Source organism: Thalassotalea sp. SU-HH00458 (genome assembly GCF_040362795.1).
GTDB lineage: Bacteria > Pseudomonadota > Gammaproteobacteria > Enterobacterales > Alteromonadaceae > Thalassotalea_H > Thalassotalea_H castellviae.
Genome location: NZ_BAABWW010000001.1, coordinates 448261 through 462459 on the forward strand (window position 1 = coordinate 448261; position 14199 = coordinate 462459).

The following is a 14199-nucleotide window of genomic DNA, read 5'->3' on the forward strand; positions in this document are numbered from 1 at the left end:
TATTAATGGTGAGGTAACTAAAGGTATTGTCGCTTGAAATGATGAAATAGTTTATCTGTATATGTAACAAAATATTTTAAAAGTGTGTATTTTAAACAAAAAGCATAACTAACTGATTAATAAAAAGTAAGCGAACCTACGAAGGAATAGGTAGTAAAGGTTTAATGCGAAAGGGATATGAGGTATTTTTTATCATCTTAAATAGTTATCAAGTTTTGTTAATAAGTTTTTAAAATTATTTTTTCCTAACCCTAATCTAAAATACTGGCCTTTTTGACCAAACATTGTTGCCGGTAACGCTAAAATCCCTGTGTGTTCAGCTAAACGTCTAGCCCACAGCTCTATGGGTTGTTTAGTCATGACTTCAACTAAACTTAGCAACCCTGCTTGAGGTGGATGCCATTGAAATATGTCAGAATGTGTCTGAACAAAGGTATTGAAGTGCTCAATATTGACTTTAATCAATTGATTATTACCCCTGATAATTTTCGCACTTTGTTCAAAGGCGATTTCCGCTAACTCTTCATCAATGGCAGAGCAACAAATTGAACTCAAACTCTTCGCCACTAATAGTTGTTCTAAAACGGCTTCATTGTTACTGATCACCCAACCAATTCGAATTCCCGCTAAGCCAAAACTTTTCGACATAACAGACACGACCAGTGCTTTGTCATAATCTAAATACCGATGTGATAAAGCCAAGTTGTTATAGTTACTTGCTTGAGAAACATCATCAGCAATTAAGTAACAATCATATGCTTTAGCAAGGGTTAATAGTTGTTCGGCAAGTGAACTGTCAATAATACTTCCCGTTGGGTTGTGAGGTGAGTTAAGGACAATCAATTGAGTTTTTTCACTGATTTGTGCTTTTATATCTTCAATTGTAAATTGCCATTTTTGCAACGATGACAATTCAATGGTTTTTACCTTACACCCTAGTTTTTCTGCCATTTGAGTCAAAGATGGGTAATTTGGCGTTACAACAATAACTTCATCTCCTGGCTGTAATAAACTCTGATATATTGCCGACAAAGCCTCTTGTGCGCCACAAAAGGTCAAGACATTATCTTCATTTAGTTGGCATTGATGATGGTTCAATTGATGATGAAAGTTAACAATGGCAGTACGTAATGAAACACGACCTTTTAAAGAAGCATAACCAAGTTTAAGCGCATTGATTTTCTCAAGTCCCTGCCCTGACATTTCCACAAGCTGACCTAATGTTAAGCTATGTGCAGTTGAATCACTTAAACTGCCGTGAATCGGACATGTTAAAGATTGAGTAAATTGAAGATGAGCCGGTAACTCATCTTGAGTTGGTTGATGACTAACCATTTTTTAACTGCCAAACCGATATCATGATACAACTTTGTTGAGTTTGATGAGCATTAATTGCCAGCGTTTGCTGAAGGCTGGTTGTGGTCACTAAGTTAAAATTTGACATTAATACTTGTGATATACCTTCAAAAACCGTGACATTTTCGCCATTTATTTTAACCCCACCCAACCATTTTTCTTTCTGAGTGACTTGTTCATTAAAGGTATTATTAGTCGCAACAATCAATAAAGCACCTTTATTAAGACGGTGGGCAATATTTTCTAATACAGCTTTGGGATCATAACTTTGCTCTAAGACTTGCTGTAATAATACCACGTCATAACCTTGAAAAATCGGTTTTAAGTTCACGGCGTCGCCTTGTGAAAAATGGACATTTCCTCGATAATTTTTCACGTATTGCGCCAAAGCCACTTCGTTAAAATTAACTATATCTCCTTCGACAATCGATTGATAACGCACATTTTCATTATTTTGTAACTTCACCCCGTATTGTATAAATCGAGCAGAGAAGTCAACGGCGTCAATGTGATCAAACATGGCGGATAATTCAAAAGCGGCTCTCCCAACAGAGCAACCAAGATTAAGTAATTTTGTCGGAGTCAATGAATCAGAAAATTCACGACAAACAGTTTGCACAACATTTGCAAGTTCAACGGAAAAGTTAGCCTCATGATGTGTTGAGTGAGGATAATGACTGGCTAATTGCTGACAAACAATTTTATCCGTTTCTATTGGGTTAACCGGAGTTATCGGGGTTTTAGCTCGATCACTTTCCACATAGCGAAATCCAGCATGTTGGAAAAAATGACGGCGAAAAGCATATCTTGATGATTTAATGGTTTCGTTTCCCGTAGAAATCCAAGAGCCACCTTTAATTAAATTATGCTGACCATCGAAGGTTGGCGTTGAAAAATCATCATATAATGGGTGTACTTTAAAACCATCAAAACCATCGATCGCTGACTCTGTCCACTGCCAAACGTTCCCAATCACATCATAAAAGCCTTGTTGTTCAAAACTATCAATAGGACAAGAAGAGGCATAATGCGCCAAATTTATATTACTAAACGATGCATGGCGATCGAGCCTATCTGGTGAAATGTCCTCTCTTAAACAATACCATTCTGCTTCGGTTGGCAAGCGAATAAATCCTTTTGTCTGTTTATCTTTCCAATGACAAAACGCATTCGCTTCAAGGTAATTAACTTCGACAGGCCAATTCAATGGTAATGGAATTTCTGCAAGTAAATTTCTTTGCCAATAGTCATTTCCGCGTTTTAGCCAAAATCGGGGCATTTTCGCTTGTGTATAACTTAGCCACTGCTTTCCTTCTTCATTCCAAAGATCAGCAGTTTGATAACCACCAGCTTCAACAAACTGTAAAAACTCTTGATTAGAGACTAAGTATTTACTGGCTTTAAACGGTGATACTTCAATGGTTAACTGGCCGTATTCATTATCCCAGCCATAAGTATAATCATCGTCTGCTTTACCTAATGTAAGTGTTCTCCCTAACACCCTACGTAATTCATTTTCTGGTGGCTCACTTGAATCTTTGCATGCAAGCCAATGACTTGTGCTCGATAAATATTTTAACGGCAACATACGCATGATCACCGAAGAGGTTTCTAAATGAATACGCTCATGCTCACAGCCCATCAAAATTACCCACGCCAGCGAATCTTGACTGATAGGTAATATCAACTCCATGCTATCAATCAATTGATTGACTAAAGTAAAAACTTGCTGACGATAGCTTTTTACTTCAGATAAAGTTGGCCATTGGTAGTGATTGCTGTCTAAATCATCCCAGCTCATCTCATCAACACCAACCGCGCAAACGGCCTCTAACTTTTCATTCAGTCGAGATGACAGGTATTTTCCAAGTATTAACTTGTTAATAAAAAACGTCGCCGTATGGCCATAATAAAAGATTAATGGATGCCGTAAGCGCTCAGGTCTTAAGTAATAAGCCTTTTCATCATTGATTAAGGCAAACAAAGACTCATAAGTTTGCCAAGTATTGGCAAAATAGTTTTTCAATTCTAGCCTTTTTTGCTCGACGTCTTCACCGATTAATAAAGGTGTGGTTAGTTGCTTTAAAGTACTATTCATAAATTTTTATCGAACTATTTAATAATTAAAGACTGAATTTGATAAGCAGATAAAATCATCGATTTTAATTTATCTCCTAGTTTTTCATCTTTCTTGAGAAAAGTCATATTTACAGCGTTATTCGCTTGATGAGCTTTTAACGAATAAACTGGTTGTTGCTGCATTTTCTCATCAATGCGATTAATGCTTTTAGCAAACCAGTTATCTTTTTCAAAAAGCTCAATAGCACCTTCAGATTTTTCATGGCTATATAAAGATAGCGGTAATGATTTTGGCATTTTTCTATCATTCAGGTTGTCTTGACACTGATGATCAACAAAAGCCTCTATCGCATCAATTACATTTAATAAGCCGTATATGACATTTAAATAAGGATTATAATACATACTTGAAGCGCCTAACCTATGTTCTATTCTGGCGGTTTTTTGCCAAAAACTTTCACTGACTAAAACCTTATTATGTTGATCGTACAATAAGGGCTGCTCTCCCATCGCTTGATTATGTTTACCCAACTCTTTGTACAAAGCGATACTTCCTTGGTGACCACCTGAAATATCTGTTGGTGAACATAATTCTGCCGACAAACCATATTTAGTTTTTAAAGCAAAGCGTTCAAATGCTTCTTCTTCAGGCAAATATAACAAGCAACAACCTAAACTTGTTTTTAAAAAACATTGTTGCAAATATTCACCAAAATAGCGCTCAGCCACGATATTTTCACCACGTGTATTCTTAACACTTACATTCATTTGGATAGCATTAGGAATATGTACATCGCGCGTTTCACCACTAAACACATTGTCACAACCAAGGGCTACTTTTCCTTTATCACCTGCCCAAACAACAGGCTTAATTAAGGTTTTTTCAATACCCTGCTGAGCAAACAGTTTGGGGATATGATACAAAGCTAACGCTAAATTTTCCGCTTCTTTTAGTGGTAGTTGACCGTTGAATAAAGATACATATTCCCATTGTTTTTGCCAATATTCAGGTATTACTTCACCATCAATCTTTAATTGTTTAAGCGATTGGTTAATCAATGAAAAATTAATTGTCTGATTTTTTACTTGCTCATTGATTTGATAACACCCCTCTAATTCGAAGTGAATTAGCGGGGTGTAATGTAAAGAAGTAAGATAATTTTGTAATACCGCGATGATCTCTTTTGAGAGTTGGGTAAATTCAGTGGTTAATAACAGAGATAAGTTCATTAAACTTTATTACATTGTGGGCTAAATTTAAAAAACATTCACACGATTTTTACCTGTTTCTTTTGCTTGGTAAAGTGCTTGATCTGCTAGCCCGTATAAAGCCTTCGAATCGCTTACCTCTTCATTGTAGCATGAGATACCGACACTGATAGTGACGGAAAAAGATTTGTCATCTTTCACATCAAATTTATAGGCGCTAATTTCATTGTTCATCCGTTGTGCAATTTTTTCAGCGATGTCTGTATCAGCTCTTGGTAATACACAAAGGAATTCTTCACCACCAATTCGACCCATAACATCTTCCGTTCTCAAGGCATTTTTTGCGAGCGCTGATACCACTTCGATGACCCGATCGCCGATAGGATGACCATAAGTGTCATTGATCTTTTTAAAATCATCAATATCGATAACTAAGATCGATAAATGGCCCTTAGGTATCGTTGTTGCCGCAATTAATTTATCAAGATATTGAAAAATATAACGACGGTTATAAAGACCTGACAAAGGATCCGTGATTGATAACTCTGCCATTTTACGATTGTTACGATATTGGAAAGTCACTACAGCAATGACAACCATTAATAAAGTCAGTAAAAAAATAATTAAATAACTTTGTTGGATGTTCGATTGTTCTCGATTTCTTATCTCTAATAATTCAGCTTTAGAACGTTGATTTATCAATGCCTTTTCAATACCTTGACGTTCTAACTCCATTGCTGAACGAATGGTTATTGCGCGTGTAGAAGAATTTTTAATTAACAATTTTGTGTATTTATCATTATATCGTGAGAGCAGTTGATACCCTTTTTCAAAATTACCTCGTTCACTTTCTAGTTTTGCGGCAATTTTTAACGATTCTAACTGCCAAGCCGTCCCCATTAACTCAGGTAAAGCCTGAAATAACTCATTAACTTTTGTTAAAGCAATTTCAGCTTCATCAAAACGCTTTAATTGAATTAAACAGCTTGCTTTTCGTTTATACAATTCAGCATCATAATCATCTAAGCCATTTAAATTAAGCGCATGCTCTATCATTGGCAAGGCTTCATTGCAGCTACCTTTTTCAGCTAAAGACATACCTAAGCCATAAGCACCAAAATAAGTAATATTTTCATTCGGTGTAAAAGCAACATTTTTTTGATACCGCTTAAAGTACTCGATAGCAAGATCATATTTTTGCCAATAACGATAAGTACTAGCGATACCGTAGATTGCCTCTGACGCATGTGCTTTATAATTTAAGCTTTCATAGCTATCTAGTGCTTTTTGGTAATACTCGATTGATTTTTCATGTTCAAGCATATAGCCATAAATAGCCCCGTAAGTTTCGTTGATGATTGCCACTAAAAAGCGATCATTTAACGCATAGGCTTCTACATACGCTTCTTGCATATCTTTTAACGAGATTTCAAATAATTCAGCCAAGCTATAAGTATAAGCTAACTCTTTTTTTGCTTTAATATAGAGGTGGCTGAAGTTTCCTTGTTTCGCAAAGTCCATACTGCGTCGATAAAATTCTCGCGACTTGTGATAGCCGCCTTTTCGCTGCAGAGAAAGTCCTTCAAAATAATGATATCGAGCTTGTTGTTCAACATTTGTTTGGTTGTTAATTAACGGCGCTATTTGAGCCAAGGTTTGGTCAAGATCTTGGTAAAAATATAATAAGTTTTCACACTGAGCTTTGCGAAGCAACCACCATATTTTAGCTTCTTTTGTCATGCTAGGATATTCTGGAGCCAGTTGTGAAAGTGCTTGTAGGGATAACCAAGGATTAATAAATATCTGATCATCAAATGTAGCAAGGTTTGCCGTGCTGATTGACTTAATGTCAAATTGGCCTTGTTCATTCGCGGAACCATTCACCATAAAAGCAAATAAAATTGTAATGATTACAAATTTAAATATATAAATAAATTTCAACAATTTAACATCCTTGAAGCACACTCCTGTCTATTTAATCATTATTCGTAATTTGAGTAAATAACATTCAAAAAATGACGATTAAAATTACGCTTTAACTATCAGAAAAGGAGGGCGCTATTTAAACTATCGAGCGGCCATTCAGAAATAAAAACAATCATATTTTCTAGATAAATAATATCAGTTATTAGTTGAAATATCATACGTTTATTCACCCAAAAAAGTATCGTTTTAACATAATAAAAAAACCGCTTATTCATGTAAATAAGCGGTTTACCGTTAAGATATTGACCTGCTAGCGGTCAACCATTCTTTGGCTAATTGAGATTAAAAAGCATACGAAACACTAACATGGTATTGCGTGTCATCCGCTTGATAATTTAATGCCGATTGATAGCTTTTATTGAAAGCATTAGAAACTTTACCTGCTAACTTTAAAGCGTCGTTCACTTGATAACTAGTGGTTAAATCCACTATCCAGTAATCATCTAAATCAACATTACCGCTATCTTTTGCTTCATCACGATAGCTAACGATAGTGCCAAATAACCACTCTTGCCAATGGTAATTCACAACAATGTTAGTGTTAAATTTAGGACGTCTTAGCAGTGCTTTACCTGTTGATTTATCTTCCGTTTCGACAAAAGTAAAGGCTAGTTGATAATCAAAGTTTTGATAGTTACCAGAATAATTAATATCAATACCTTGCATATCAGCTTCGTTGATATTAGCCGGTTGCCATTGACCAAATTCATTTGGATTCCAAGCGATTAAATCTTCAACTTCAGTATCGTAAATGCTAATTTCAATTAACGAGTTTTCAGCATGTTTTCTTAATAACACTTCATTGGTGGTAGAGCTCTCAGGACGTAAATCAGGATTACCGGATCCTGGCCAATATAAGTCATTAAAAGTAGGAGCTTTAAAACCAGTTCCGCTATTAATGCTAATTAACCAGTTTTTAGGTAACTGATAACCTATTGAAGCGTTATAGTTTGATTCATTGCCAATGTTTTCAATATCATCATAACGACCCGCTACTTCAAAAATAAACTGATTCGCTTGATGTCTCGCTTGCAGAAAAACAGCACTAACGGCACGTTTATCAAGCTCCCAAGCCTGAAAGCCTGGTTGCCACGAAACTTTATCCGTATTGGTTGAAACCGATTCTTGATACCAATCGGTACCGAATGAAAAACCCGTTTGCTCCGATAACTGATAATTACCCACTAATGAAAATTGCTCACGTTGTGTTTTTATTTCATCAGCATCGCCTTTTAATATACCGTTGCCGTAGGTTGCACCTTGATCTTGGTTTGTCGCAATAGACGCTTCGAACGACAATTTATCAGTTTGATAAAGCCCTGCCACTTTCACATGATAATTTTCAGCGGTTTGTTGATTGGCATAAAAACTAGGGCACACTTTGGTATAATCGTCCCAACACGGCGAATCAGGATAAGATGCATCGTAATCACTGTTACTTTCTTCAAAACGGCCAACTAATTTCATCGATATTGTATCAGTGAATTGGCTATTTCCTATCACGGAAACCGATTGACGCTTATAACCGTCGTCATCAGGCTCATTGATATCATACGGATTATCAGGATCAGACAAATAAGCATTAAAACCATCCGCTTTTTCAGATGATACGTTCAAAGTATACTCATGGGTTTCATTACCAAAACCAATAGAAGCCGCTCCTTGCATTAAGCCATTACTGCCTAATCCAAAACTAACACTCCCTTCACCTTGACTATGTTGCTTGGTAAAAATTTGGATTACACCACCAATAGCATCAGAACCCCATAATGCCGCACGTGGACCTTTGACGATCTCAATTCGCTCAATTTGTTGCGCTGAAATAGCCGATAAATTTACCGAACCTAATGTCGCTGAGCCAACTCTTACTCCATCCATAATGACCAAAGTATGATTGCTATTGGTTCCTCGAGTATAAACAGAGCTAATTTGCCCCGCGCCACCTTGATTTGCTACATGTATACCTGCAACTGTTTTCAAAATGTCACTAACGCTTGTTACTTGCAATTGTTCAATCGCTTCACGGGTAATAATTTCATTCGCCGATAAGGCTAAAAAACTATCTTGTTGAGAACGATTTGCCGTCACTAACATTTGTTCGTCAGTTTGAACATCATCTGAAATAAGTTCATCTGCCAAAACAGAGTAGGCGTTAAAGGTACATGTCGCGATAATCGACGACGCTAAAAGTGTTTTTTTCATAATCTCCTCGCCACCAATGCCACCCGCATCAGTTAAACAAAATGATGAATTTAAGTCGGTCTCCGGACTTATCAACCCAAGGTTGAATTACCGTTGCGGGGGCAGTACAAGTTTTTCACTTGTTTCCCAAAATGTTCAGTTTTTCGCTAAACACTTAAATTCGTAATTTCACTATTTACTTATTAAGAAAATAGTACGTTGGTTTTCTTATTAAACTTACTGTCTAAATTGATCTATTTGCTGACAAAGTAATGATAATTCATCTAATGAACGTAAGGTCATACGATGTAATTGATCAGCATCAGGATGTAAAAAAGCGTTGTTCTTAACAGCTGGTATTGCTGGCCATTGTTGCCAATTCACCTTATCTGGCGAACTTACCCCGTGAGAGCTGGGCTGAATAATGATTTGCGGCGCTTTTAACACTACGTTTTCTACATTAATTTGCGGATAATCGGTTTCACTATCAAAAAACGGATTGCTGGCTCGACAAACGCTTAATTGTTGCTGTGGCCAAGCATTCTTGGCTACTGTGGTCAGTGGCCTGGGCCATAACTCATAAAAAACACTGATTGCCGCTTTATCCTTATAATGATCAGCAATATTAGTTAATTGCTGCAAAAACTCTTTTGCTTTTTGTTCACCTAATGCCTGATTACCAGTTAACTCGCCAAAATAACGTAATTCTTGTGCAACAGACTCCAAGGTTTCAGGTTGAGAATACACTATGTTCAAGCCTAGTTTTTGTAAACGTACTAAGTCATCACTTGGGTTACTTTTCCAAGCAATAATTAAGTCAGGATCCACCGCGAGTACTTGCTCAATATTCAACTTGGCATAATTACCTATTCTAGGGATACTATTAGCCTGCTCAGGGTAATCAGCATGTTCGGTTGTACCAACGATAAGATCCCCTGCACCAATGGCATACAAGTTTTCTACAATATGTGGCGCTAATGCGATGATTCGTTTAGCCGCGTTAACCTGCTGTTTTACACTTTCATTTCCAAAACAATTAACACTAACTAGGGAAAGGAATACAGCAATTATTGTATTGATTTTCATCTTGAACTCTCTATAACTTCATTGGTAAATATCTTAGTGTTTCTTAAATAACTTGAACTACCAGTCGATGCCTTTTTGTACTTTAATACCGTTTTCAAAAGCATGTTTTATCGATTGTACTTCTGAAACCGTGTCAGCCATTTCCACTAATTTACGATGCGCTGCTCGGCCAGTAACAACCACATGTTGTCCTTCAGGACGATTACTTATAGCATCAAGCACTTCATCTAAATCTAGGTATTTATAACTCAGCATATAGGTCAATTCATCTAATAAAATGGTATTAATGCTAGGGTCTTTCAGTAATTTTTTGGCTGCTTGCCAAATTTTTTCTGCCGCGGCAATATCTTGTTCTTTATTCTGAGTTTCCCATGTAAAGCCGGTATTCATCACATAGAAAGGTACCCCATGACTTTCCAATAAATTTCGCTCTCCGCAATCCCATGTGCCTTTAATAAACTGACAAACAGCGGCGTTTAATCCATGTCCGACAGAACGTGTCACTACCCCAAAACCTGCTGTAGATTTTCCTTTACCATTGCCGGTGATCACCAATAACAAGCCCTTATCGTCGGTTGCAGCGGCAATACGCTCATCAACTTTCTCTTTAAGTTTTTGTTGGCGCTGTTGATGTTTTTCTTTTTTATCTTGTTCGTTCATGAATTTCTCCACTGTTGTAAAATGTGTTCTAGCTTTTCGATATCCATATGGGTTTGACAAACGTCGGCTAATTTTTCTATCGCTTGTTCTTGTATTTCTTCTAAATCTTGACTGTTCTGTAAACTTGCACCACACCAAAGAGCTAAGGTGTCTATGGCATCGGCTTGATCAAATACGCCATGTAAATAACAACCCGCCACTTGTTCGTCTTCACTGATTGCGCCGTGACTTTGATTATTTATCGACAATAAAGGTGTCAATGCTGAAAAGTGTTGGCTTTGGCCAAGGTGAATTTCATAACCTTGCACAGTAATATTGTTTCCGGCTAAAGATAATGTCCCTTGCTGATTTTTCAGAGTTTTATCTGCTGATAACGATGTACTCATCGGTAAAAGATTTAGTCCTGATGTTTCCCCTACTTCGCCTTCAATACCAAAAGGGTCGATAATGGTTTGCCCTAACATCTGATAACCACCACAAATACCAAAGACCTTTCCCCCGTAACGTAAATGTTTTTCAATTTGTTGATCCCAGCCTTGTTGCTTTAAAAAAGCTAAATCAGCGCGACTGTTTTTACTGCCCGCTAAAATAATCAAATCAGCAGGAGGCAGAGCCGTTGACTTTAATTCTGACGCGTAAATAAATTGAAAATCTATTTCGTTATGAATGCGTAACGCATCAAAGTCATTATGGTTACTCATGCGAGGCGTTACCGGGACAATGACTTTAAGTTTTGCTTGGCCGACTTGTTGTTGTTCAGAAACCGCGTCTTCGGCTGCAATATGTAAACCATGAATATAAGGTATTACCCCTAAGACAGGCTTTTGAGTTCTTTCTTCAAGCCAAGTTAATCCTGATTCAAGTAATTTAATGTCGCCACGGAAGCGATTAATGACGAAGCCAACAACTCGAGCTTGCTCTGTTTTTGATAACAAATCCAACGTGCCAACTAGGTGAGCAAAAACCCCACCTTTATCAATATCGGCAATAATGATCACAGGACAATCGGCTTGTTCAGCAAACCCCATGTTAGCAATATCACCCGCACGTAAATTAATTTCGGCTGGACTGCCTGCCCCTTCAACAATAACTCGTTGAAAGTTTTGTGCTAACCGCTGATGGGATTCAAATACCGCATTTTTCGCTATTGTTTTATAGTCGTGATAATCCTGAGCATCCATACTTGAAAATACCTGACCATGAATAATCACTTGGGCATTTTTATCTGATTGGGGCTTTAATAATATTGGATTAAAATCAACTGACAGCTCAACCTTGGCCGCTTGCGCTTGTACCGCTTGGGCTCTGCCAATTTCTCCACCACATGCCGTTACCGCACTATTTAACGCCATATTTTGTGGTTTAAAAGGCGCAACCTTCATACCTTGTTTGGCATAAATCCGACACAAAGCCGCCACTAACGTGGTTTTTCCCGCATCGCTGGTTGTGCCTTGTACCATTAAGGTTTGTGAGGCCATTAGTTGAGCTCCCGTAAATACTCAGATTGTGACTTTGCCAATAAGTTATAGGGGAATTTACGGCTTGAAACCGCGTATTTATCACATGGTTTCGGATCGTTCTCTTCCGGTAATAACGGTTTAGCGATCTGTTTTACTCTTGGCTGCTGCTGGTTGATTTCAATTGACGTTAAACTCGCATTGGCGATAGATAAATTGGTGTACCAAAGTGGATTTCTGAAATCGATATTTAATAAGTGCGCTAAAATCATGCGAATAATGCCGCCATGACAAACTAACAAGATATTTTTCGCCGATTTTTCACCCACCACTGGCAGTTTATTAATATCATCAATAATGGCTTGCCATGCGTTTTTCACTCGATAAGAAAAGCCGGTGAGCAGTTCTGCGTTGGGCAAAGGGTGCTGAACAGGGTTTTGCCAAAACCGCTCAAGTTGATGCCAAATATCTTTATCTAGATGGAGTTGATCAAAAGCAATGCCGTCATAAAGACCAAAATCCATTTCTTTTAATTGCGCTTCTATTGAAACTGATCGTTGTAATTTTTCGCCGATAAGCATAGCTAGGCTTGAACAGCGTACTAATGGCGAGGTGATCACCGCGTCAATATTAAGGTGCTGCGCGATAAACTCTTCGGCAATTTGCTCATTTATCTCAGGAAGCACGGCAACATCTGTTTTACCGTATAAAGCGGCTGCTCCACTGACCTTTCCATGTCGAAGTAAATAAATATTAGCCACTATAGTTCACCTTTGCGTTTTTAGATGACTTTAAGGTCAACGGAATGCCTGCTGTTACTAAGGTAACTTGCTCAGCAACTTTTGCTAATTGCTGATTCAGCCAGCCTGCGTGATCGACAAATAAACGCGACGGTTTTCCCAATGGCACAACCCCTAATCCAACTTCGTTAGCAACTAGCATGATTGTCGCTGAATGCTCAGTCAATATATCGATTAACTCTTTGATTTTATTAATTAAATAATCAGTTATTGGGTTGTCATCTTGGCTTTGTTCAAGCGCCACCATTAAATGATTCGACAACCATAATGTCAGGCAGTCCACTAGCACAAACCTAGGTTCATCGCTTAATGCTAATTGCTTATTATCTAACTCCACCAATAAATCAGTTAAGTGCAAAGGACACTCAATCAACTCCCATTCAAAGGCAATACGCTGCTGTTGATGATGAATAATTCGTTGTTGCATTTCTTCATCTAACGCTTGTGCGGTAGCCACGTAGATAGGAAGCTGTTGCTCCTTCCCTCTTTGTGCTTGTATCCATTGTTCGCTAAAAGACGACTTTCCAGAACGCGCGCCCCCTAATACTAAATGCAACATTAGAAGACACCTGTGTTTGAGATGTGATGTATCAAGACTAAGTAAATAATCAGCTCGCTTACTTGTTGTGCTGCCCCTAAACAATCGCCGGTATAACCAGCGATTTTACTGATTAGCCAATACCTAAAAGCTAAGCGTAAAAGTAATAAAATAACGATAATCGAGAGAAGTAATGACCAGAAACCAACAAAAAACCAAGGAAACAGCAATGCCGGTAAAAAGGCTACTGCGAGTAAAATCATGAGATCAATACCTGATTGTTGGCAAGCAATCGGTTTACTTTTGCTGCTGTCATCTTCCGCCACATAAGGGGTATCAAAAATTAAGCTTGCCGCAAAAGCTCGAGACATAGCATAGGCAAAAACTACCGAAATCATTAAGATTGAATGCTGCTCAAGTTCTACTAGTAACTGAAATTTTAGTAATAAAGATAAAACTAACGTGACTGTTCCATAAGTGCCGATACGGCTGTCTTTCATAATAGTTAAACGCTTCTCAGCACTGTAGCCTCCCCCCATACCATCGGCCATATCAGCTAAACCATCTTCATGAAAAGCACCTGTAATATAAACACTGGTGATCATGGTCAATATAATCACGAGATGAGTCGAAAAAAAGTGATCAAAAAGGGAATAGCTCAAGCAAACGAGTAAACCAATAACAATCCCCACTAATGAGAAATATCGATTGGCACGGTTCATTCGTTTTTCAGAATAAGGTAACGACTTAGATACAGGTAGCTGGCTAAAAAACATCAGAGCAAGACAGAACAACTGCCATTGATAACGGATTTTAACCAAATATCTTTTTGACAAAAAGGCCTGCA

11 protein-coding genes and 1 riboswitch are annotated in these 14199 nt (G+C 37.7%); all 11 genes read right to left on the bottom strand.

All coding sequences use genetic code 11. The features are described from left to right. Positions 1 to 192: 192 nt before the first annotated feature. Positions 193 to 1335, bottom strand: coding sequence for a pyridoxal phosphate-dependent aminotransferase (locus tag ABXH06_RS02000; protein ID WP_353517095.1), 1143 nt, complete (start codon positions 1333 to 1335; stop codon positions 193 to 195). Continuing rightward, entirely contained in the window at positions 1328 to 3454 is a 2127-nt protein-coding gene (gene ovoA, locus ABXH06_RS02005) for a 5-histidylcysteine sulfoxide synthase (RefSeq protein ID WP_353517096.1), read from the bottom strand. The genes ABXH06_RS02000 and ovoA overlap by 8 nt, the downstream gene beginning before the upstream one ends. 14 nt (positions 3455 to 3468) lie before the next feature. Further along, positions 3469 to 4665 carry a hypothetical protein gene (locus ABXH06_RS02010; protein ID WP_353517097.1) on the bottom strand — a complete coding sequence of 399 codons (1197 nt, stop codon included), beginning with the start codon at positions 4663 to 4665 and terminating at the stop codon, positions 3469 to 3471. Between the two features lie 27 nt (positions 4666 to 4692). Continuing rightward, positions 4693 to 6588, bottom strand: a complete 1896-nt coding sequence (locus ABXH06_RS02015; RefSeq protein WP_353517098.1) for a tetratricopeptide repeat-containing diguanylate cyclase — start codon at positions 6586 to 6588, stop codon at positions 4693 to 4695. A 324-nt stretch (positions 6589 to 6912) separates the two neighbouring features. Beyond that, complete coding sequence (locus tag ABXH06_RS02020; RefSeq protein WP_353517099.1) at positions 6913 to 8832, bottom strand: TonB-dependent receptor domain-containing protein; 1920 nt, start codon at positions 8830 to 8832, stop codon at positions 6913 to 6915. A 36-nt stretch (positions 8833 to 8868) separates the two neighbouring features. After that, a riboswitch (cobalamin riboswitch) is annotated at positions 8869 to 9005 on the bottom strand. 43 nt (positions 9006 to 9048) lie between these two features. Then, positions 9049 to 9897, bottom strand: coding sequence for a cobalamin-binding protein (locus ABXH06_RS02025; RefSeq protein ID WP_353517100.1), 849 nt, complete (start codon positions 9895 to 9897; stop codon positions 9049 to 9051). A gap of 57 nt (positions 9898 to 9954) precedes the next feature. Beyond that, a complete protein-coding gene (gene cobO, locus ABXH06_RS02030) occupies positions 9955 to 10557 on the bottom strand; it encodes a cob(I)yrinic acid a,c-diamide adenosyltransferase (protein WP_311578456.1) in 603 nt (200 codons plus the stop codon). Continuing rightward, positions 10554 to 12035: a cobyric acid synthase gene (locus ABXH06_RS02035; protein ID WP_353517101.1), complete on the bottom strand. Its 1482-nt coding sequence runs from the start codon at positions 12033 to 12035 to the stop codon at positions 10554 to 10556. Before ABXH06_RS02035 ends, cobO begins: the two co-directional genes overlap by 4 nt. Further along, entirely contained in the window at positions 12035 to 12775 is a 741-nt protein-coding gene (locus tag ABXH06_RS02040) for a histidine phosphatase family protein (protein WP_353517102.1), read from the bottom strand. The genes ABXH06_RS02035 and ABXH06_RS02040 overlap by 1 nt, the downstream gene beginning before the upstream one ends. Beyond that, positions 12768 to 13373 carry a bifunctional adenosylcobinamide kinase/adenosylcobinamide-phosphate guanylyltransferase gene (gene cobU / locus ABXH06_RS02045; protein WP_353517103.1) on the bottom strand — a complete coding sequence of 202 codons (606 nt, stop codon included), beginning with the start codon at positions 13371 to 13373 and terminating at the stop codon, positions 12768 to 12770. Before cobU ends, ABXH06_RS02040 begins: the two co-directional genes overlap by 8 nt. Further along, positions 13373 to 14188: an adenosylcobinamide-GDP ribazoletransferase gene (locus tag ABXH06_RS02050; protein ID WP_353517104.1), complete on the bottom strand. Its 816-nt coding sequence runs from the start codon at positions 14186 to 14188 to the stop codon at positions 13373 to 13375. The genes cobU and ABXH06_RS02050 overlap by 1 nt, the downstream gene beginning before the upstream one ends. Positions 14189 to 14199: the final 11 nt, after the last annotated feature.

Excerpts from the sequence above, each read along its gene's own strand:
- ABXH06_RS02000 (WP_353517095.1), bottom strand. The coding sequence starts at position 1,335 with ATGGTTAGTCATCAACCAACTCAAGATGAGTTACCGGCTCATCTTCAA.
- ovoA (WP_353517096.1), bottom strand. The coding sequence starts at position 3,454 with ATGAATAGTACTTTAAAGCAACTAACCACACCTTTATTAATCGGTGAA.
- ABXH06_RS02010 (WP_353517097.1), bottom strand. The coding sequence starts at position 4,665 with ATGAACTTATCTCTGTTATTAACCACTGAATTTACCCAACTCTCAAAA.
- ABXH06_RS02020 (WP_353517099.1), bottom strand. The coding sequence starts at position 8,832 with ATGAAAAAAACACTTTTAGCGTCGTCGATTATCGCGACATGTACCTTT.
- ABXH06_RS02025 (WP_353517100.1), bottom strand. The coding sequence starts at position 9,897 with ATGAAAATCAATACAATAATTGCTGTATTCCTTTCCCTAGTTAGTGTT.
- cobO (WP_311578456.1), bottom strand. The coding sequence starts at position 10,557 with ATGAACGAACAAGATAAAAAAGAAAAACATCAACAGCGCCAACAAAAA.
- ABXH06_RS02035 (WP_353517101.1), bottom strand. The coding sequence starts at position 12,035 with ATGGCCTCACAAACCTTAATGGTACAAGGCACAACCAGCGATGCGGGA.
- cobU (WP_353517103.1), bottom strand. The coding sequence starts at position 13,373 with ATGTTGCATTTAGTATTAGGGGGCGCGCGTTCTGGAAAGTCGTCTTTT.